The 19,208-nt window shown below is 72.7% G+C and carries 18 protein-coding genes; all 18 read right to left on the bottom strand.

The features are described from left to right. Positions 1 to 22: 22 nt before the first annotated feature. Positions 23 to 1,174 (bottom strand): flagellar hook-length control protein FliK, encoded by a 1,152-nt coding sequence (locus EIM48_RS11800; RefSeq protein ID WP_125111731.1) that lies wholly within the window; start codon positions 1,172 to 1,174, stop codon positions 23 to 25. Further along, entirely contained in the window at positions 1,171 to 1,626 is a 456-nt protein-coding gene (gene fliJ / locus EIM48_RS11795) for a flagellar export protein FliJ (RefSeq protein WP_028915057.1), read from the bottom strand. Before fliJ ends, EIM48_RS11800 begins: the two co-directional genes overlap by 4 nt. After that, the gene (gene fliI / locus EIM48_RS11790) at positions 1,623 to 3,029 is read right to left on the bottom strand and encodes a flagellar protein export ATPase FliI (RefSeq protein WP_019398885.1); all 1,407 of its coding nucleotides are present in this window, start codon (positions 3,027 to 3,029) and stop codon (positions 1,623 to 1,625) included. The genes fliJ and fliI overlap by 4 nt, the downstream gene beginning before the upstream one ends. Then, positions 3,026 to 3,649 carry a FliH/SctL family protein gene (locus EIM48_RS11785; RefSeq protein WP_019398886.1) on the bottom strand — a complete coding sequence of 208 codons (624 nt, stop codon included), beginning with the start codon at positions 3,647 to 3,649 and terminating at the stop codon, positions 3,026 to 3,028. Before EIM48_RS11785 ends, fliI begins: the two co-directional genes overlap by 4 nt. Next, on the bottom strand, positions 3,646 to 4,635 hold the full coding sequence (gene fliG / locus EIM48_RS11780) for a flagellar motor switch protein FliG (protein WP_028915055.1): 990 nt from the start codon (positions 4,633 to 4,635) through the stop codon (positions 3,646 to 3,648). The genes EIM48_RS11785 and fliG overlap by 4 nt, the downstream gene beginning before the upstream one ends. Before the next feature lie 13 nt (positions 4,636 to 4,648). After that, complete coding sequence (fliF, locus tag EIM48_RS11775; RefSeq protein ID WP_125111730.1) at positions 4,649 to 6,349, bottom strand: flagellar basal-body MS-ring/collar protein FliF; 1,701 nt, start codon at positions 6,347 to 6,349, stop codon at positions 4,649 to 4,651. Between the two features lie 17 nt (positions 6,350 to 6,366). Continuing rightward, entirely contained in the window at positions 6,367 to 6,744 is a 378-nt protein-coding gene (gene fliE / locus EIM48_RS11770; RefSeq protein WP_125111729.1) for a flagellar hook-basal body complex protein FliE, read from the bottom strand. A gap of 207 nt (positions 6,745 to 6,951) precedes the next feature. Continuing rightward, positions 6,952 to 8,241, bottom strand: coding sequence for a CDP-glycerol glycerophosphotransferase family protein (locus tag EIM48_RS11765; RefSeq protein WP_199728418.1), 1,290 nt, complete (start codon positions 8,239 to 8,241; stop codon positions 6,952 to 6,954). Further along, complete coding sequence (locus tag EIM48_RS11760; RefSeq protein WP_028915052.1) at positions 8,238 to 9,368, bottom strand: DegT/DnrJ/EryC1/StrS family aminotransferase; 1,131 nt, start codon at positions 9,366 to 9,368, stop codon at positions 8,238 to 8,240. Before EIM48_RS11760 ends, EIM48_RS11765 begins: the two co-directional genes overlap by 4 nt. A 76-nt stretch (positions 9,369 to 9,444) precedes the next feature. After that, positions 9,445 to 10,953, bottom strand: coding sequence for a glycosyltransferase (locus tag EIM48_RS11755; RefSeq protein WP_158675214.1), 1,509 nt, complete (start codon positions 10,951 to 10,953; stop codon positions 9,445 to 9,447). Next, positions 10,950 to 12,227 (bottom strand): ATP-grasp domain-containing protein, encoded by a 1,278-nt coding sequence (locus EIM48_RS11750; protein WP_125111727.1) that lies wholly within the window; start codon positions 12,225 to 12,227, stop codon positions 10,950 to 10,952. The genes EIM48_RS11755 and EIM48_RS11750 overlap by 4 nt, the downstream gene beginning before the upstream one ends. After that, positions 12,218 to 13,771, bottom strand: coding sequence for a CDP-glycerol glycerophosphotransferase family protein (locus EIM48_RS11745; protein ID WP_158675213.1), 1,554 nt, complete (start codon positions 13,769 to 13,771; stop codon positions 12,218 to 12,220). The genes EIM48_RS11750 and EIM48_RS11745 overlap by 10 nt, the downstream gene beginning before the upstream one ends. Continuing rightward, a complete protein-coding gene (locus EIM48_RS11740) occupies positions 13,768 to 14,235 on the bottom strand; it encodes an adenylyltransferase/cytidyltransferase family protein (RefSeq protein ID WP_084220825.1) in 468 nt (155 codons plus the stop codon). The genes EIM48_RS11745 and EIM48_RS11740 overlap by 4 nt, the downstream gene beginning before the upstream one ends. A 52-nt stretch (positions 14,236 to 14,287) precedes the next feature. Further along, positions 14,288 to 15,001, bottom strand: a complete 714-nt coding sequence (locus EIM48_RS11735; protein ID WP_199728417.1) for an acyltransferase — start codon at positions 14,999 to 15,001, stop codon at positions 14,288 to 14,290. A 10-nt stretch (positions 15,002 to 15,011) separates the two neighbouring features. Continuing rightward, positions 15,012 to 16,469, bottom strand: coding sequence for a sigma-54 dependent transcriptional regulator (locus tag EIM48_RS11730; RefSeq protein WP_125111725.1), 1,458 nt, complete (start codon positions 16,467 to 16,469; stop codon positions 15,012 to 15,014). Beyond that, positions 16,466 to 16,846 carry a response regulator transcription factor gene (locus EIM48_RS11725; RefSeq protein WP_019398891.1) on the bottom strand — a complete coding sequence of 127 codons (381 nt, stop codon included), beginning with the start codon at positions 16,844 to 16,846 and terminating at the stop codon, positions 16,466 to 16,468. The genes EIM48_RS11730 and EIM48_RS11725 overlap by 4 nt, the downstream gene beginning before the upstream one ends. 23 nt (positions 16,847 to 16,869) lie before the next feature. Beyond that, positions 16,870 to 18,300 (bottom strand): RNA polymerase factor sigma-54, encoded by a 1,431-nt coding sequence (gene rpoN / locus EIM48_RS11720; RefSeq protein WP_125111724.1) that lies wholly within the window; start codon positions 18,298 to 18,300, stop codon positions 16,870 to 16,872. Between the two features lie 208 nt (positions 18,301 to 18,508). After that, positions 18,509 to 19,150: a response regulator transcription factor gene (locus tag EIM48_RS11715; protein ID WP_019398893.1), complete on the bottom strand. Its 642-nt coding sequence runs from the start codon at positions 19,148 to 19,150 to the stop codon at positions 18,509 to 18,511. Positions 19,151 to 19,208: the final 58 nt, after the last annotated feature.

Raw genomic sequence — 19,208 nt, 5'->3', positions numbered from 1 at the left:
CGCGCGACCGGCACCGCGACGGTCAGGCGTAGGCGTCGAGCAGGCCGCGTCGGGCCATCCGAACCGGCTGGGCCGTGGCCGCCGGTTCGTCGCCGTTTGCTTCGCCGCCACTCCCCTGGCGGCCTTGCGACGCCGCTTCGCGGTCGCCAGCCTGGCCGTGGCCAACCCCGGCATGGGCCAGCTCGAAGCCATGCTGGCCCAGCATCTCGCGCAGGCGCGGCAGGCTCTGCTCCAGCGCCTGGCGGACCTCGGCCTGGGCGCTGCTGAAGTCGGCGCTCAGGCGGTCGCCATCCAGCTGCAGGCGCACCTCGACCGGGCCCAGGTCCTGCGGCGAGACCCGGATGACGGCATGGCTGATCTTCTGCCCGGCCAGCCACTCCACGTGGCTGCCGACATCCTCGGCGAAGCCGGCGTCGCCCAGCTGCGGGGTAGGCAGGTGCGCCGGGGTGGCCGGTAGCGCGGCGGCGGGTGCGGCCACTGGCGCCGGGTTGGCCAGCGGCAGCACGAAGGCCGGTGCCTGCGATTCCGGGCCGGTCTCCGGGACCAGCGCCTGCAGGTGGCGCGCGGCGCCGGCCAGGGTGTCCAGGGCCTCGCCGGCGGCATCCTCCTGCGGCAGGGGTTCGGCAGCGGGGGACGGGGCGGCGGCCAGCGGGCGCGCGGCGGGGGCGGCCAGGTCCGGCAGCAGCGGGGCCGTGGCCTTGCCGGCCGCGGCGGGCTCGCCTTCGCCGGCATTGCCCGCAACAGGAGCGGGAACGGCGGCGCCGGCGGCCGGGGCCGGCGGCGCCGGTTCCGGCGGTTGCAGCAGCCAGGCCAGGCCCGGCGGGGGCCAGTCGCTGGCGGCGGCTTCGCCATCGCTGTCCGTGCCCGGGGTTTCCTCCGTGGCCGCCGGCGCGGCGGTGGCCGCCTCCGCGGATTCCTCCGTAGCCGGGCGGGCCTCGCCGGGGGCGCCCGGCAGCTCGTCCCGGGCCGGGGCCTCGTCCTTGCCCGGCTGGCGCGCCGGGGCGTCGGCGCGGGCAGGGCCCTTGCGCGCGGCGCCGGCGTCCTGCGGGCCTTCCAGCAGGCGCGCGAAATCCTGGCCCTCGCCGCCGGCGGAGGCGCCGCGCGGGGAGGGCGGGGCGCCTGCCGGGGCGGTCTTCGGCGCCGGGGCGACGGCGGCAAACAGGCTCGGGGTCACTGCGACTCTCCTTCCTGCCGGGCCTGCTGCGCGGCGCGCACGCGGCGCGCGCCCAGGTCGTCCATCTCGCGCTGGCTGCGGCGCTCGTCGGCCTTGCGTTCCTGGGCGCGGTAGCTCGCCGCCAGCTGCTCCAGCACCGCCTTGTCGCGGCTGGCCAGCAGCAGGCGGGCACGTTCGGCCTCCAGCCGCTCGCGGCTGCGGTCCACGTTCCGGCTCTGCTGTTCGACCGCGCTCTCCAGGCGGTCGAGGAAGGCGCGCCGGTTGGCCAGCTGCGCCGGGCTGATCGCGGACATCTGGCTGGCGGCGTACTCGGCGGCGTAGCGCCGCAGCTCCTCCAGCCGCGATTCCTGCAGTTCGTGCGCACGCTGGCGCTCGGCCAGCTCGCGCGCCACGGCATCCTCGTGCTCCTGCGCGCGGCGCAGCAGCGGATCGATGCGGCGGGACTGCATCATGCGGCGTTCTCCTTGTGCAGCAGGTCGGCCAGGGCCTGGCGGCTATGTTCCAGGTCGGCCGAGCGGGCCACGTCCTGGCCGAGGAATTCGACGATCTGCGGCCAGCGCGCCAGGGCCTCGTCCACCAGCGGGTCGTTGCCGCGCTGGTAGGCGCCGATGGCGATCAGGTCGCGGTTGGCGTTGTAGGCGGCGACCAGGCGCTTGAGCGCGCGGATGCGCTCGCGCCAGGTCTCGTCGGCGATGTCCTGGACCACGCGGCTGACCGAGGACTCGACGTCGATGGCCGGGTACAGGCCGGCGTCGGCGATCCGTCGCGACAGCAGGATGTGGCCGTCGAGGATGGCGCGCGCGGCGTCGGCGATCGGGTCCTGCGGGTCGTCGCCTTCGGTCAGCACGGTGTAGAAGGCGGTGATCGAGCCACGGCCCTTGGCGCCGTTGCCGGCGCGCTCGACCAGCGCCGGCAGCTTGGCGAACACGCTCGGCGGGTAACCGCGGGTGGTCGGCGGCTCGCCCACCGACAGGCCGATCTCGCGCTGGGCCTGGGCGAAGCGGGTCAGCGAGTCCATCAGCAGCAGGACGTTCAGGCCCTGGTCGCGGAACCACTCGGCGATGGCGGTGGCGCGGTAGGCGCCATGCAGGCGCGCCAGCGGCGGGCGGTCGGCCGGGGCGGCCACGACCACGGCGCGGCGCAGGCCTTCCTCGCCCAGCGTGCTCTCGACGAAGTCGCGCACTTCGCGGCCGCGTTCGCCGATCAGGCCGACCACGATCACGTCGGCCGCGGTGAAGCGGGTCATCATGCCCAGCAGCGTCGACTTGCCGACGCCGGAACCGGCGAACAGGCCCACGCGCTGGCCGCGGCCGATCGGCAGCAGGGCGTTGATCGCGCGCACGCCCACGTCCAGCGGCTGGGTGATGGGCTCGCGCGCCAGCGGGTTGATCGCGGCGCCGGCCATGCTCACGCTGCCCTCGGCGCGGACCGGGCCCTTGCCGTCCAGCGGCACGCCGTCGGAGTCGATCACCCGGCCAAGCAGGCCTTCGCCCACTTCCACGCCGCCGCGCCGGCGCACCGGCACCACGCGGGCGTTGGGCAGCAGGCCGTGCAGTTCGGCGCTGGGCATCAGCGAGGTGCGGTCGCCGGCAAAGCCGACGACCTCGGCCTCGACCCAGCCGCCGTCGGCCACTTCCACCCGGCAGGTGGCGCCCATCGGCGCCGCGCAGCCGGTGGCTTCCAGGGTCAGGCCCACGGCGCGGCGCAGGATGCCCTCGCGGATCAGGCCGCGGCCGGCGGCCGGGTCCGGGGACAGGGCGCCCAGGCGCATGGCCAGGCGCAGGTTGCGCGCGGACAGCCAGTCGGCCGGCACGGCGCCGCCGAGGGCGGGATTGCGGTCGGGGGCGGGGTTCATGCGCTGGCTCCGGCCTTGTGGATCACGCTTTCCAGCGCGCCGCGCAGGCGCGCCTCCAGGGTGCCGTCGATGCGCACCGCCTCGGCGTGCACGCGCAGGTCGCCGCGGCCCAGGGTCGGGTCGGGCACCAGGCGCGCCTCGGACACCAGCGCCAGCATCGGGGCCAGGGTCTCGATGTCGTCCGGGTGCAGGCGCACCTCGACCTCGCGGCTGGCGCCACCGACCGCGTCCAGCGCCTCGGACACCAGTTCCGACAGCAGCGCCGGGTCGGCCTCGTAGGCGCGGCCCACCAGGCTGCCGGCGATGCGCACGGCCAGCTCGCCCAGCGCGGCGGTGACTTCGTCCTCGAGGCGGGCGAGGGGGCGGGTGAAGTTGTCGAGGATGCCCTCGATCTGCGCGGTCAGCCGGCGCACCTCGGCCTGGCCCTGGGCGAAGCCGTCCTGGTGCCCCTGGGCGAAGCCGGCCTGGTAGCCCTCTTCGCGCGCTGCGTCCTGGATGGCCTGGATCTCCTCCAGGGTCGGCGGAACCGGCAGCGGCACTTCCTCCACGATCTCCGGCTCCGGTGCCGGGGGCGGTGCGATCTCCAGCTCCGGCGCCATCCAGCGCACGACGGTGCTCATACCAGCTCCTCGCCGCCGCCGCCGCTGAGGTTGATCACGCCCTCATCGGCCAGGCGGCGGACGATGGTCATGATCTCCTTCTGCGCCGCCTCCACGTCGGACAGGCGCACCGGTCCACGCGCCTCCATGTCCTCCAGCAGGATCTCGGCGGCGCGCTGGGACATGTTGCGGGTGATCTTCTCGCGCACCTTGATGTCGGCGCCGCGCAGGGCGATGCCCAGGCGCTCGCCGGAGACCTCGCGCAGCAGGGTCTGCAGCTCGCGGTCGTCCAGCTCGACCAGGTCGTCGAACACGAACATCAGGTCCTGGATGCGCTGGCACAGCTCGTTGTCGACCTTGCCGATCTCGCCGAGGATCGACTGGTCCTGGCCGCCGTCGAGGAAGTTGAGGATGTTGGCCGCGACCTTGACGCCGCCGATGTTGGACGACTTCAGGTTCTGGTTGCCGGCGAACTGTCGCTCCATGATCTCGTTGAGCTCGTTGAGCGCGTTCGGCGGGATGCCGTCGAGGGTGGCGATGCGCAGCAGCACGTCGGCGCGCACGCGCTCGGGCAGGAACTTCAGCGCCTCGGCGGCCTGGTCCGGGTCCAGGTGGGAAAGCACGATGGCGCAGATCTGCGGGTGCTCGTTGCGCACCAGGTCGGCCACCGCGCGCGGGTCCATCCACTTGAGCGTGTCCAGGCCGGTGGTGTTGCGGCCCAGCAGGATGCGGTCTATCAGGCTGCCGGCCTTGTCCGCGCCCAGCGCCTGGATCAGCACGTTGCGGATGTAGTCGTCCGCGCCCACGCCCAGCGAGGTCTGCCGCTCCAGCGCCTGCTCGAACTGCTCCATCACGTCCATGACCTGCTCGCGGCTGATGCCGCTCATGGTCGCCATCGCCAGGCCGAGCTTCTGCACTTCCTTGGCGCTCATGTGCTTGAGCACCTCGGCCGCGTCGCTCTCGCCCAGCGACAGCAGCAGCACGGCGGCGCGCTGCACGCCGGTCAGTTCGGACTGAAGACTAGGCTGCTTCATTTCCCAACCACTCCTTCACCACCTGGGCGACCCGCTTGGAGTCGGCGCGCACGGCCTCGCGGGCGTTGCGCAGGCGGTCCTCGTAGGCATCGGAGGGCAGCGCCGCCGGCGGCTGCGGGGCCTGCAGGCCGAGCTGGGCCGTGTCCTCGGCCAGCGCGGGCAGGTCCTCGCCGTCCTCGACCAGGGAGACCTCGGTGGCCGGCTCGGCTTCCTCCTCCTTCTTTGGCGCGGGCGGGGAGACGATCTGGCGGATGCTCGGGCGCAGCACGCCGAACAGCAGGGCCAGCACCACCACCGCGCCCACCAGCAGGCGCAGGGCATCGCGCACGCGCGGATCTTCCCACCACTTCGGCCCCTCGACCGCCGGCGCGTCGTCGCGCACGAACGGGGCGTTGACCACCGAGACCTGGTCGCCGCGGGCGGCGTCGAAGCCCACCGCCTGGCGCACCAGCTCCTGCAGGCGCGCCAGCTCCTGCTCCGACAGCGGCTGCAGGGCGACCTTGCCGTCCGGGCCGGGGCGCGGCACGTGGTCGACCACCACCGCGGCGGTCACCCGGCGGATGCGGCCGGCCGGCTGGCGGGTGTGCTGCAGGGTGCGGTCCAGCTCGAAGTTGCGGGTGGCGCTGCGCGAGCTGGTGCCGGCGGGCGCGGCCGCGGTGGTGCCGGGCAGCGGGGTGCCGTCGGCCTGCTGCTGGGCGACCGCGCCCGGCGGGGTGTTGCTGGTGGCGCCGGGGATGCCCTGCGGGCCCTCGCCGGCGGTGGTGTTCTCGCTGACCTGCTCGCTGCGCAGCTTCTGCGGCTCGGCGTTGAACAGCTCGCGGGCCTCCTCGGTGACCGAGAAGTCCATGTCCACCGTGACCTCGACGTTGACCCGGCCGGTGCCGGTCAGCGGCTCCAGCAGCTCGCGGATGCGCTGGTTGAACGAGGTCTCCTGGCGCCGCACCTGCTCGAACTGGGCGGCGCTGAGGGCCGAGGCGCTGTCCTGGCCGTTGCTGCTGAGCAGGCGGCCGTTCTGGTCGACCACGGTCACCCGCTCCGGGGCCAGGTCCGGGATCGAGGAGGCGACCAGGTGGACGATGGCGTCCACCTGGTTGCGCTCGAGCAGGGCGCCGGAGCGCAGTTCCAGCACGACCGAGGCGCTGGCCACCTCGCGCTGGCGGGTGAAGGCCGAGGGCTTGGGGATGGCCAGGTGCACACGCGCGTCGCGCACCGGGCGCAGGGTGGCGATGGTGCGCACCAGCTCGGTTTCCAGCGCGTGCTGGTAGCGCGCGTTCTCCACGAACTGGCTGACGCCGAAGCCCGGGTCGCGCTCCATCAGTTCGAAGCCCAGGCGGCCGCTCTCGGTCAGGCCGGAGCCGGCCAGCTTCAGGCGCGCGTCGTGCAGGTTGGCCTCCGGCACGGAGATGGCGCCGGTGGCCTGGTCGAGCTTGAACGGGATCTGCGCGGCGCGCAGCAGGTCGGCGGCCTCGGCCGTGGCCTTGGCGTCCAGCCCGGTGTACAGCGGGGTGTACTGCGGCTTCTGCGACCAGAAGAAGACGTACAGGCCGGCCGCCACCGCCAGCGAGATCGCCAGCAGGGTGCCGAGCTTCCGGCCCAGCTGCATCTCCTGCAGCTTGACCACCGCCTGGGCCGCCTTCTCGGTGGCCTGCTCGCGGTTGAAGCTGTCCTTGGAAAGAGTGATCGCCATCGTGTGTCAGTCCCTGGTCACAGCGGCATGTTCATGACGTCCTGGTAGGCCTGCACCAGCCGGTTGCGGACCTCCACCGTGGCGCGGAACGCCACCTGCGACTGCTGCGAGGCCACCATCACCCGGGCCAGGTCGGCGCCCGGCTCGCCGCGCTCGAACGCGGCCTGCAGTTCGCCGGCGCGGGCCTGGGCGGCATTGACCCCCTGCATGGCATTGGCCAGGGTCTGGGTGAAGCTGGGCACGCCGGAAACGCCGGCGGTCCCCGGCGCCTGCATCCCGGACAGCCCCTGGATCGCGTCGCCGCGGGCCACGTCGCCGGTGCGCGCGGCGGCCTGGCCGAGCTGGCCCTGGTAGGCGCGGATCTGCGACAGGATGGAACTGATCGAGTCGGTCATGGACTTCCCTTCGGCATGGGCCGTGTCGCCGCAGGCAATGCAAGCGGTGTGCCACGAGCGGAACGACGGGAAGCCGGCGGCAGGCGGAATGGGGGGAGGGAGGTTGCACCGCGGCCGGGCGGGTTCCGTGCGGCGGGCGGCAGGCGCCGGGCGCGCGTGCCGTCATTGGCATGGCGCCCCCCCGCGCTCCCGCCCCGGGGGCGGCGGTTACACCCCGGCCAGCTGGCGCACGCGGGCGATGACGCGGCCGGTGTTGCCGGCGTCGAGGTGGCGGAAGAACAGGCGCTGGACCTGGCGGTAGTGCGCGTCCGGCGCGAACGCCGGCAGCGACAGCAGCCGGTCCAGCTCGCGCAGCATGCCGTCGAAGTCGCGCGCCACCGGGCCGGGGAAGGCCAGCTCCATGTCGTAGAGCAGGCCGTTCTGGTGGTCGCGGTAGTGGTCCAGGTCGTAGGCGAAGGACAGGACCGGCAGGTCCAGGTAGAGCGCGTCGATGTAGACCGAGGAATAGTCGGTCACCACCAGCGAGCTGTGGCGCAACAGCGGGGCGATCTCGTGGAACCGGGCGTGGCCCAGGTCCAGCACCGGGGCCGCCGCCTGCGCCCCCGCCTCCGGCAACAGGCCACCGGCGTTGGCCAGGTAGTGCCCACGCACTCCCAGCACCGCACCATGGCGTTCCAGCACCCGGCCCAGGGCCGCGATCTCCGCCGCGGAGAAGTGGTAGCCCAGCTCGCGGGCGACGCTGGCGTCGCGGTAGGTGGGGGCGTAAAGCACCAGGCGGCGGCCGGCGCAAAGGGCCCGCACCCGCTCCAGTTCCGCGCGCAGGGGGGCCGGCAGGTCGGCCTCGGGCTGGACCAGGAAATCGTTGCGCGGCAGGCCCGTGGCCCAGACCCGCTCCGGTGGCAGCGGATGGAAGCTCGCTGCCATGGCATGGGCGTCCACGTCGGAGGAGGCGACCAGGCCGTCGTAGTGGCGGCGCTCCAGGCGGCGGAAGCGGTTGCGGTCGCCGTGCCGGCGCTGCTCCGGATTGGCCAGGGCGAACAGGCGCTTCAGCGGGATGCCATGCCACAGGTTGACCACGACCCGTCGCCGCAGCCAGGGCCTGGGTGCCGAGAAACCGCCATTGCTCCAGGCCAGGGACATGTCCATGGACGTGGAATTGGTCAGCAGCAACACGCCGCAGCGGGCCAGGCGCCACAGGCCGGCCAGGGTGCCGAGCTCGACCACGGTGTCCGGATCCACGCCCGGAGGCGGCGTCGAAGTGCCGCGCACGAACACCCAGGTCCTTACCCCAGGCTCGCCGCGCAGGGCTTCGTGCACGGCGCGGGCGTTCTCCACCAGCTGGCCCGGCTTGAGCGGATGGGCGAACAGCGCCCAGTGGTCGCGGCGCTTGGGCACCAGCAGGTCGAGCAGCCGCCACAGCGCCAGCAGCGGGATCCCGGTCCAGGCGTGCGCGATCCGCCGCCGCCAGGCGGCGCGCAGGATCCCGCCAGCTCTCACGCGGCCTTCTCCCGGGTGAGCGACCTGACCAGGTCGCAGATGCCGGCCACGTCGTCCCCGGAGAGGTCCGGGTGGATCGGCAGGCACAGCACGCGGCGGGCGGCCGCGTGCGCGTTCGGCAGGTTGCCCGGGGCCGCGGAAGGCAGCCCGCGGTACATGGGGAACTCGCTGATCAGCGGGTAGAAATAGCGCCGCACCAGGATGTCGTGCTCGCGCATGACCTGGTAGAGCTCGTCGCGCGACAGCGGGAAGGCCTCGTTGACCATCACCGGGAAGTAGGCGTAGTTGCCCTCCACCCCCGCCACCGGCTGCAGGCAATCCAGCCCGGGCACGCCTGCCAGGTGCTCGCGGTACAGGCCGTCGAGCCGGGCACGGTGGGCCAGGGCACGGTCGATGTGCTTGAGCTGGAGCAGGCCGAACGCGGCGCAGACCTCGTTCATCTTGCCGTTGATGCCCGGCGCCACGACCGTGGTTTCGTTGACGAAGCCGAAGTTCTTCAGGTGGTCGATGCGCTGCTTGGTGCGCGCGTCCGGGCAGATGATGGCGCCGCCCTCGAAGGTGTTGAACACCTTGGTGGCGTGGAAGCTGAGCACCGACAGGTCGCCGTGGCGCAGCACGCTGCCACCTGCATCGCGCACGCCGAAGGCGTGGGCGGCGTCGTAGATGACCTTGAGGTTGTAGATGTCGGCGATGCGCTCGATGGCCTCCACGTCGCACGGCCTGCCGTAGCAGTGCACCGGCATGATCGCGGTGGTCTGCGGGGTGATGGCCGCCTCGATCCGCGCCGGATCCAGGTTGCAGGTGACCGGGTCCACGTCCACGAACACCGGCTTGATCCCGTTCCACAGCAGGGAGTGGGCCGTGGCCACGAACGAGTAGGGCGTGGTGATCACCTCGCCGGTGACGCGCAGCGCCTGCAGCGCGGTGACCAGGGCCAGGGTGCCGTTGGCGAACAGGGCGATGTGCTCCACCCCCAGGTAGGCGCACAGGGCCTTCTCCAGGGCCTGGTGCATGCTGCCGCCGTTGGTCAGGATGCGGCTGTCCCAGATCCGCTGCAGGTAGGGGATGAACTCCTCCAGCGGCGGCAGCAGCGGGCTGGTGACCGGGATCGGGCGGGACGGTTTCATGGCGTGTGTCCTGGAGGGCCGGCGGCGTCCGGCGCGGGCATCGATGCAAGTCCCGTACCGGTGCCGCCGGCGGCGGTCATTTGACGAGCAGGGCCAGGCCCCCGGCTTCGGACGACAGCTCCAGCCGGCCGCCGCGGCCCTGCATCGGCAGGCAGGCCCGCCATTCCGGCATCAGTACGTGCCAGCCCACCCGGTACCGGCCGCAGGTCCCGTCGGGCGCGCGGTAGTGCATGACCAGCCCGTACAGCCCTGGCGCGGCCGGCAGCCGGTCCGGCGGCAGCGAGTAGCGCCAGCGGTGCGCGCCCGCCCGCCCCTCCGCCACCAGCTCGTGGACGCCCTCGCCATAGAGCGACTGCAGTTCGAAGGCGATCCCGCAGCGGGCCATGATCCCCTCGTGCAGGTGCAGGTCCAGCCCCAGGCCGTTGTCGTCCAGCGCCAGTTCCCCGACATGGAAGAAGCCGATGACCGGGAAGTCCACGCGCATGACCTCGCGCGGGACCGGAACCTCCGGGTTGTCCAGGAAGGGCTGCTGCCAGTAGCACGCCCCCTCGATCTCCACGATCCAGCTCCGCTCCTGGGTGACGCCGAGCAGGAAGCACAGCGCCTCCACCTCGTTGCGCCGGATCAGCTCCAGGTACAGGCACCGGCGCACGCCGAGCGAGCTCCAGTCCAGGTCGCCGTAAAGGGCCAGCAGTTCGTGCATGCCCTGCATGAAGGCGCGGCGGAAGGAGGGCGAGGAGACGATCCCGGGCGCCGCGTACAGGGCGCGGTGCAGGTTGGCCACCGCGATCTTGCGGCGGTAGGCCGCGGCCGCGGGAATGCCGGCGAAATCGTGCCATTCGATGACCATCGAACGGATCCGGTCGGCGAAGTTCCCGGCCTTCTGCGCGCTCTGGGAGATCGAGGCGGCCGCGCCCTCGGGGCGGGTGCGCCACAGGTACACCAGGTCCGGGATGATCGCCGTGCGCCGGCTATGCCAGTAGGCGCGGTGGACGAAGGGCCGGTCGGCGTAGAGCAGCCCCGGGTCCATGCCCAGGCCGTGCGCGCGCAGGAACCCGGTGCGGAAGACCTTGTTCCAGTAGAAGCAGTCGTGGATGACGTCGTCGAACTGCTCCACCGAGTCGAAGGTCCTGCGCTGCGACCACACGTAGGGTTCGTACAGGAACCCGGCCGCGGAACGCGCGCCGTCCACCAGCCGCGCGGCGCGCCCGATGGTGATGTCCGCGCCGGTGCGCAGCGCCTCCTCCATCAGCAGCCGGTAGCCGTCGGGGGTGACCACGTCGTCCGAGTCCACCAGCGCCACGTACTCGCCGCGGGCCAGCGAGATGCCGAGGTTGCCGGCGATCGCGCCGCCCTCGTTGGGCTTGCTGATGCAGCTGAAGTTCGGGTGCGCGGCCTCGTACTCGCGGCAGATCGCCAGGCTGTCGTCGGTGCTGGCATCGTCGATCGCGATGATCTCGATGTTGCGGTAGGCCTGGTGCAGGAGCGAATCGAAGCATTCGCGCAGGTAGGCGGAGGTGTTGTAGACCAGCACCACGATCGACAGCAGCGGCGCGGGCGTGGCGGGAGGGCTGGCGGGGTTCATGCGCGCAGGTCCAGGAGTTGCTCGGCGGCGTCGAGGTCGAACACGGGGATGCCGCAGTTGCGGTGGACATCCAGGCGCTCGGCGAAGGAATCGTCGATGAAGATGGCCTCGCTGTCGTCGCCGATCGCCGCGCTCTTCGGCGTGCGGTCGCGGAGATGCTCGATGCGCTCGAACAGTTCCGGGCAGATGCGGTGGCGGCGCAGGCATTCCAGCGGATCGCCGGCATGGCGGGTCAGCAGCACCACGGGCGTGCGGCGGGCCTGCCACTGGTAGAGCAGGGCCACCAGCAGCGGGTTGGCCGCCCCGCGCAGCACCAGGGTGTCGTCTAGGTCGAGGTACACGCGCGAATAGCGCAGGCCGGTGCGGTAGCGGTTGGCCAGGGCCCGGTCCAGGACCACCTCGTGCTCCTGCGGCAGCACCGTGAACGGACGGCCGAGGTGGGCGTAGACATGCAGCAGCGGATAGTTGATGCCGCGCATGCGCGAGAGCGCCATGGATCCGGCTATGCGCGGCGCCACCTCCAGCAGCTTCGGCACGCCTTCGCGGTCCTCGCGCACCTGGAAGAACCAGGCGCCGCGCAGGCGCAGCTCGGCGGCGATCGTGCCGGCCATCGCGACCATGGCGCCGGCATCGGACGCCGGAGCCGAACGCACGCTGATGCCGGACTTCACCCGTGCGCGGCTGCGGGGCGCGGCATGCAGCAGCCGGCCCTCGGCATCGGAGATGCAGTCCACCGTGTATTCGGCCCCCGGCAGGTACTCGCTGAACACGTAGGCGATGCCGGAATCCAGCAGCTGGCGGTGGCGTTCCGGCCCGTCCACGCGTTCGGCGCCCTGGCTGCCCTGGCCAATGGCCGGCTTGGCGAAGATCGGGTATTCCCGGGCCAGCCCCTCCACGTCGGCCGGGACGATGCCCAGGTGGCGCAGGCGGTCGTAGGTCAGGCGCTTGTCCCGGCAGACCGCGGCGGTGCCCGCATCGGGAACCGCCGCCGGCGCGCGCAGCGCGGTTGCCTCGGCCAGCAGAGGGATCACGCTGTCGTGCGCCGGCAGCACAAGGTCGATGCCCCATTCGTCGACCAGCGCGTTCAGCGCTTCCACCAGGCCTGGAGAGCCGGCCTGGGCGTCGATGCGCCGGTACCGGGCATAGGCGAACTCGCCGTGGTCGGACACCGAGGAGGCGCCGTGCAGCGTCACGTCCTTGGCATGGCGCAGTGCGGCGTGGATCTCCAGCCCGATCTCCGAGCCGCACGGGAAGACCAGTACGTTCAGGCGCATGCGCGCGCCTCCGCGGCCGGCCCGAACACCGCTTCCACCACCCGTCGCGCGGCGGCCCCGTCGGCCAGCGCGCAGTACTCCTGGCGGAAGGCGCGGTAGCGCGCGGCGTAGCGGGCCTGCACGGCCGGCAGGTCGCGCAGCAGGGCCAGCAGTTCGGGCGTGGTGCGGGCCACCGGGCCGGGCAGGTCGCGCTCCATGTCCAGGTAGAAGCCGCGGACCTGGCGCGCGTAGAGCTCGAGGTCGTAGCAGTAGAACAGGATGGGCCTGCCGGTCACCGCGAAATCGAAGAAGACCGAGGAGTAGTCGGTGACGAGCACGTCGGCCAGCGCGCACAGCTCGGTGACGTCCTCCAGCGCGGAGACGTCGATCACGTTGCCCGGCAGCCGCGCCGCGTCCAGGCCGGTGGCCAGGTGGTGGCCCTTGACCAGCAGCACCTGGTCGGGAGCCAGCGCGGCGGACACGGCGTCCAGGTCCAGGTGCAGGTCGAAATCGAAGCGCCAGGTGCCTACCGGCCGGTGGTCGCGCCAGGTGGGCGCGTAGAGCACGTAGCGGCGCCCGACCGGCAGGCCCAGGCGCGCGGCGAGCGCGTCGCGGTCGGGGCAGGGCGCCACCAGCGGGTCGGTAAGCGGGTACCCCGCCTCCAGCACCGGCCCGTCGTAGCGGAAGGCACGCCTGAAGGTGTCGGAGGAGTACGGGTTTGCGCTCAGCAGCACGGTCCAGGCGCGGGATTCGCGGTGGAAGTTGTCGCGCGCGTCGGCTTCGGGACCGGCGACCTCGATGTCCCAGCCCAGACGCTTGAGCGGTGTTCCGTGCCAGGTCTGCAGGTACACGGTCTCCGGCTTACGCCCGTGGCCGGCGAACACCACATTGTTCACCCGGTATCCGGCACGTGCGAGCACGCGGTAGTACTCGGGCGACCCCCGCCTTACACGTGGAGGATCGCCCGGAATGGGCTGCGTGCCGTCATAGGCCCATACGCAGCGCAGATCGGGTCGCAGCTCGCGCAGTGCCTCGTAGACGTAGCGGGGGTTGCCCGCGTAGGCCTTGCCCAGGAAGCTCTCGAACAGCACCAGGTCCGGTTCCAGCGGGGCGTCGCGCAGTTCGGTCTGGAAACGTGCCTTCGCGTCCTCGGCATCGGCCACGGCGGCATGGCGCGCGGCCGGCGCGGCGAGCAGCACCAGCGAGCCGGCGCTGTCGCTCAGGTAGGCGGACAGCCCGTGCCCGGCGGCCTGGGCGCGGAAGAAGTGGCGTGCGGCGCCCGCCTCCGGCGCCGGGCAGAGGTGCACGCCGGCATCCCCGGGCGACGCCGCCAGGCGCACGTCCCAGCGCAGCGGCCCCGGCCCGAGCAGCGACGCGACCGGCACCTCGGCGCATGCGTCTCCTCCGGCGTCGGCCCGCAGCGGCACGCACAGCGCACGCGCGTCAGGGCCGCGCGCGCACAGCCGCAGCCAGCGCGCCTCGGCCGGTGCCGCGACGAGCCGCAGGTGCAGCACCGGACCCCCGCCGGCCGCGTGCAGCGCCAGCGCAAGGCGCGGCGCGCTCAACCGCGGCTCCCCAGCGCCAGCACCGCCGCCGCCATGCGCATGGCCGCCGGCTCGGCGGCGGGGTCGCGCACGGTCCCGGTCCGGCGGATCTCGGCCTTCAGCGCCGAGGAGGAAATGTTCTCGGTCCGCGGCAGGTAGCGGACCGGGCAGTGGCAGGCCAGGTGGTCGAAATGGCCGGTCCAGTCCGAGCCCATCACCAGCAGGCCGGCCCCCAGCCGGCGGATGTCCTCGGCCTTCTGTTCCCAGCTTTCCTCGGGAAACACGTCGTCCACGTAGCGGATGGCGCGCAGCACCGCTTCCCGGTCGGCGTAGGACTGGGTGGACTGCTTGCGCTTGAGCGCGTTGAAGGCATCGCTGGACAGACCGACCACCAGGCGGTCGCCCAGCGCGCGCGCGCGACGCAGCAGGTTGACGTGCCCCACGTGCAGCAGGTCGAAGGTGCCATAGGTCAGGACGAGGGTCATGCGGGCTCCGGCGCGGTTATCCGCTGCAGGCGATGCAAGCGTCGTGCCGGGGTCAGTCCCGCGTGGGATGCCAGTAGGCCGAGCGCCGCACGCTGGCGGCGTCCGGCTTGTAGGCGGGCGGGTCGATCGCCAGGTGGGGGCGTTCCCAGGCCACGTCGCGCCGCACCATCCGTGCCGGACTGCCCACGGCGATGCAGTTGTTGGGGATGCGGCCGGTGACGATGCTGCCCATGCCGATGACGCTGCCGTCGCCGATGCGCGCCCCGCCGAGGCAGCGCACGCCGTACGCCAGCCAGACGTGCGCGCCGATGACGATGTCCTCGGCGGGGTTGATCCGCAGGCCGGTGTGGACGTCGAAGATGGGGTGGGCGTCGTCGGTGCGCAGCTGCACTTCCGAGGCCAGCATGCAGTCCTCGCCCAGCACCAGGCGCGTGCCCTCGCTGGCGGACAGGAAGGCGCGGGTGGTGGTGGTCACGCCGGCGCCGACCTCGACCCGGCTGTCCTCGCCCAGGCGGATCAGCGCCGAGAAACTGCCGACCGGGCCGGCCGCGCCGATGCGGCAGTGCGCGTTGGAACCGCGGAACTCCACGGCCACGTTGGCCAGGCGCGCGCCGGCATCCACCTCCAGCGTGCAGTCGCGTCCCTTGAACATGGGCGCCAGCGCGCCGAGCAGGCCGGCAGGCGCGAGCACGCGGTTGCCGCGGTCGTCCCGCCACTCGGCCAGCGAGGCCGAGGCGCGCATCTCCACGGCGGTGGCGGCGGTCACGGCAGGTCCCTCAGCCGGCCAGTTCGGCCTGCTCCCGCTCGATCCCGTACTTGCGCAGCTTCTCGACCAGGGTGGTGCGGCGCAGGCCCAGCAGCTGGGCGGCGTGGGCGACCACGCCCTGGCTGCGCTCCAGGGCCTCGCGGATCAGGCGCAGCTCGATCCCGGCCATGTACTCGCGCAGGTCCAGGCCGTCCTCGGGCAGGGCCGGCGCGACGGCGGGAGCGGGCGCCGGGGCCGGGGCGGTGGCCTCGGCCCCGACCGCGGTCGCCGAGCCCGCGGCTGGCGTCTTCAGTGCCGGCTCCACGCCGGCCGGGACGTGCGCGCGGTAGCGGGCCGGCAGGTCCTCCAGGCGCACCAGGCCGCCCGGGTTGAGCACGGCCAGGCGCTCGACCAGGTTGGTGAGCTCGCGCACGTTGCCGGGCCACGGGTAGCCGGCCAGCGCCGCCAGCGCGGCGTCGGCGAAGCGGATCTCGCCGCGGCCGGAGCGGGCCAGCTGCGCGGAGATGGTCTGCACCAGCGCCGGCAGGTCCTCGGCGCGCTCGCGCAGCGCCGGCATCTCGATCGGGAACACGTTGAGCCGGTAGAACAGGTCCTCGCGGAACTGGCCTTCGGCAATGCGGTCCTCGAGGTTGCGGTGGGTGGCGGCGATCACCCGCACGTTGCACTTGATGGTCTGGTTGCCGCCCACCCGCTCGAAGCTGCGCTCCTGCAGCACGCGCAGCAGCTTGACCTGCATCGGCAGGCTCATGTCGCCGATCTCGTCCAGCAGCACGGTGCCGCCCTCGGCCATCTCGAAGCGGCCCTTGCGCGCGGTCAGCGCGCCGGTGAAGGCGCCCTTCTCGTGGCCGAACAGCTCGCTTTCAAGCAGGTCGGGCGGGATCGCGCCGCAGTTGATGGCCACGAACGGGCCGTCGCGGCGCGCGGACTGCTGGTGGATGGCGCGCGCGCACACCTCCTTGCCGGTGCCGGACTCGCCCAGCACCAGCACCGTGGTATCGAACGGCGCCACCTGCGCGATCATGCGGCGCAGGCGCTGCACCGCGGGGCTGGAACCGGTCGGGCCGTCGCCGTCGCCGGCCGCCTGCTGCTCGGCGTCCAGGCGCTTGAGGCTGGCCCGGCGCAGGCAGGCTTCCAGCTGGGCGTGGCGGATCGGCGATTCCAGCGGCCACACCCCGGCCTCGTGCAAGCCGTGGGCGGCGGCGAAGGCGGCGGTGTCGCCCTCCAGCAGCAGCACCGGCGGCGGCAGCTGGGCGGCGCCCAGCCAGGCGAAGAACGCGCGCGCGGACTCGTCGTCGTCCAGGGTGCCGACCACCACCGCCATCCAGTCGCTCGGGCGCTGGCGGCCGGTGTTGACGTCGGACGGCGAGGCGGCCCAGCGCGGGTTGAGGTCCATGAACTCGAGCAACCCGCACAGGTGCTCGGCACGCGGCCCCTGGCTATCGAGGACGAGGATGCGCGATTCGCTCATGACGCTTGGACTCCGGCTAGGCGCTCCAGGATCGGTACCACTTCCTGGAGGTAGGACAGTTTGCTGACGAAGCCGTCGGCACCGGCGCGGGTGGCGTGCTCGCGGTGCTCGGCGTCGTCGAAATGGGAGGCGATGACGATGAAGGGCGGCTCGTCCTGGGCCTTGATCAGGCGCGTGGCCTGCAGCCCGCCCATCTCGGGCATGGCCAGGTCCATCAGGACCACGTCCGGGCGCAGGGCCTCGGAGCGCTCGATCGCCTCCAGCCCGTTGCCGGCGGTGCCGGCCACCTCGAGCCACTCCAGCTTGCGGAAGTGGCGCAGGACGGCATTGATGAATCCCTCGTGATCGTCGACCAGCAGGACGCGGATCTTGCGCATCGGGCTACTCCGGGGGGCGGGGGTCAGACGGCGCGCGCCAGCGCGGCGGGGGCGGCGGCGCGGCGGCGCTCGCGCGCGGTGGGGATGGAAAGCTGTTCGCGGTACTTGGCCACGGTACGCCGGGCGATGTGCACGCCCTGGCGCGCCAGCAGCGCGGCGATGGCGTCGTCGGCCAGCGGCCGGCCCGGCGGCTCGGACTCGATCAGGCGCTTCACCATCGCCCGCACCGCGGCGCCGGAGACGTTGGCGCCCTCCAGGCGCACGGCGAAGAACTGCTTGAGCTCGAAGGTGCCGCGCGGGGTCTGGATGTACTTGCCGCTGGTGATGCGCGAGACGGTGGACTCGTGCATGCCGATCTCGTCGGCCACTTCCTTGAGGGTCAGCGGGGCGATCGCTTCCTCGCCGCGGGCAAGGAAGGCGGCCTGGCGCTCGACCAGGACCCGGGTGGTGCGCAGCAGGGTCTCGTAGCGCATGGACAGGCCGCGGGTCAGCCAGCGCGCCTCTTGCAGCAGTTCGCGCATGGCCGCGGCGCCTTCGCCGTCGCCGGCGTGGGCCAGGGCGCGCTCGTAGCCGGCATTGATCGCCACGCGCGGGGCGGTGGCGGGGTTCAGCGCCACCCGCCACTGGCCGTCGGCATGCCAGGCCACCACGTCGGGGACCACGTAGCCGTCCGCCGTCTCCACCGCCTCCTGCAGCGGACGCGGTTGCAGCGACAGGATCAGGCGCACCGCCTCGGCGACATCGGCCTCGTCGACATCCAGGCGGGCGGCGATGGCGGCATGGTCGTGCGCGGCCAGCGCATCGACGCAGGATTCCAGGATCCGCGCGGCCAGCGGCCGCCCGGGGCAGGGCGCGGGCAGGGCAGCCAGCTGTGCCTGCAGGCACTCGCCGACGTCGCGCGCGGCCAGTCCGGCCGGCTCGCCGTGCAGCAGGCGCTGGCGCACCGCCTCGATGCGCGCGGCGGCCACGTCGAAGCGGGCGGTGGCGCGCAGCAGCAGGGCGGAGTGTTCGCCTTCCAGGTAGCCGGACTCGTCGCAGTGCTCCAGCCAGAAGGCGGCGATCTCCAGCTCGGCTGGCTCCAGTTCCAGGGCCAGGGCCTGCAGCACGCGCACGCAGGGGTCGCTGGAGCCGGGCTCGGCGATCCGCTGCATGCGGTCCTCGCCTTCGCCGCTCCAGCTGGCGCCGGGCACGTCCCACATCGAGGGTTCGGGCAGTTCGTCGAAGGCGGCGGTCTCGACGCCGGCCACCGCAGCCGGCTCGACGTCCCCGGCGGCCGGCGCCTGGGCTTCGGCCTGGGCTTCCTCTTCCAGCTCCAGCAGCGGGTTCAGTTCCAGCGCACGGGTGACCTCCAGTTGCAACTGCTGGGCATTGAGCTGCAGCAGCCGGATCGACTGCAGCAGCTGCGGCGTCAGGTTGAGCTGCTGGCCCAACTGCGCGGACTGGATGGCCTTCATCTTGCTTTTCCCCATTCGGCGCCGGTTTCGTTACGCCGATATGAAGCATCCTGCCCCGGTTGCGTCGGCGGAAGAATCGGGGGGTGCCTGATTCCTGAGGGGGTAGCCCCTACAGCGTGTAGGGTTTTTACCTACAGCGTCGTTGAAATCCTGACGCAGTGCGCATTTCGGGGACGGTGGCGCCGGAATTTCGCCGCGCCGGAACGGCTCAGCCCAGCTCGTGCTGGTGCTTGACCGCCAGCAGCACCAGTTCGCTGGCGCGGCGGCAGCCCAGGGCCTCCATCATGCGCGCCCGGTGGGTCTCCACCGTCTTGACGCTGATCCCGAGGCTGCTGGCGATTTCCTTGCTGCTGAGGCCGCGGCCGATCTGGGCCAGGATCTGGCGCTGGCGCGGGGGCAGGGCGGCCACGCCCTCGGGGCGGGCCTGGCGCGAGCGCCCCAGCAGCGGGGCGATCATGCGCGAGGAGATGCGCGGGCTGAGGAACACCTCGCCGTTGGCCGCCGCGCGCAGCGCCAGCTCCAGTTCCAGCGGGGCGGCATCCTTGACCACGAAACCGGCGGCGCCGCGGTCCAGGGCGTCGCGCACGTGCAGCGGGTCGTCGTGCATGGACATCATCACCACCCGCGTCTCCGGCACCTTCTCGAGGATCCCGCTGAGGGCCTCCAGGCCGGTGCGCCCTGGCAGGGACAGGTCGAGCAGGACCAGATCGGGGCGGTGGATCGCGGCCAGGTCGATGGCCTGGTCGGCGTTGGCCGCTTCGGCGACCACGTCCACCCCTTCGAAGGTCTGCAGCAGGCGGCTGAGGCCCGCGCGGACCAGGGTGTGGTCGTCAACGATCAGAACTCGCACGGCTTGCTGCCGATCCCCGGGAAAATTCCTGCCACCTTAGCCCATGGGCGTGGGCTTT

Source organism: Pseudoxanthomonas sp. SGNA-20 (genome assembly GCF_003931635.1).
GTDB lineage: Bacteria > Pseudomonadota > Gammaproteobacteria > Xanthomonadales > Xanthomonadaceae > Pseudoxanthomonas.
The sequence above is the reverse complement of the archived record's forward strand: the minus strand, read 5'-3'. Positions and strand labels throughout refer to the sequence as shown.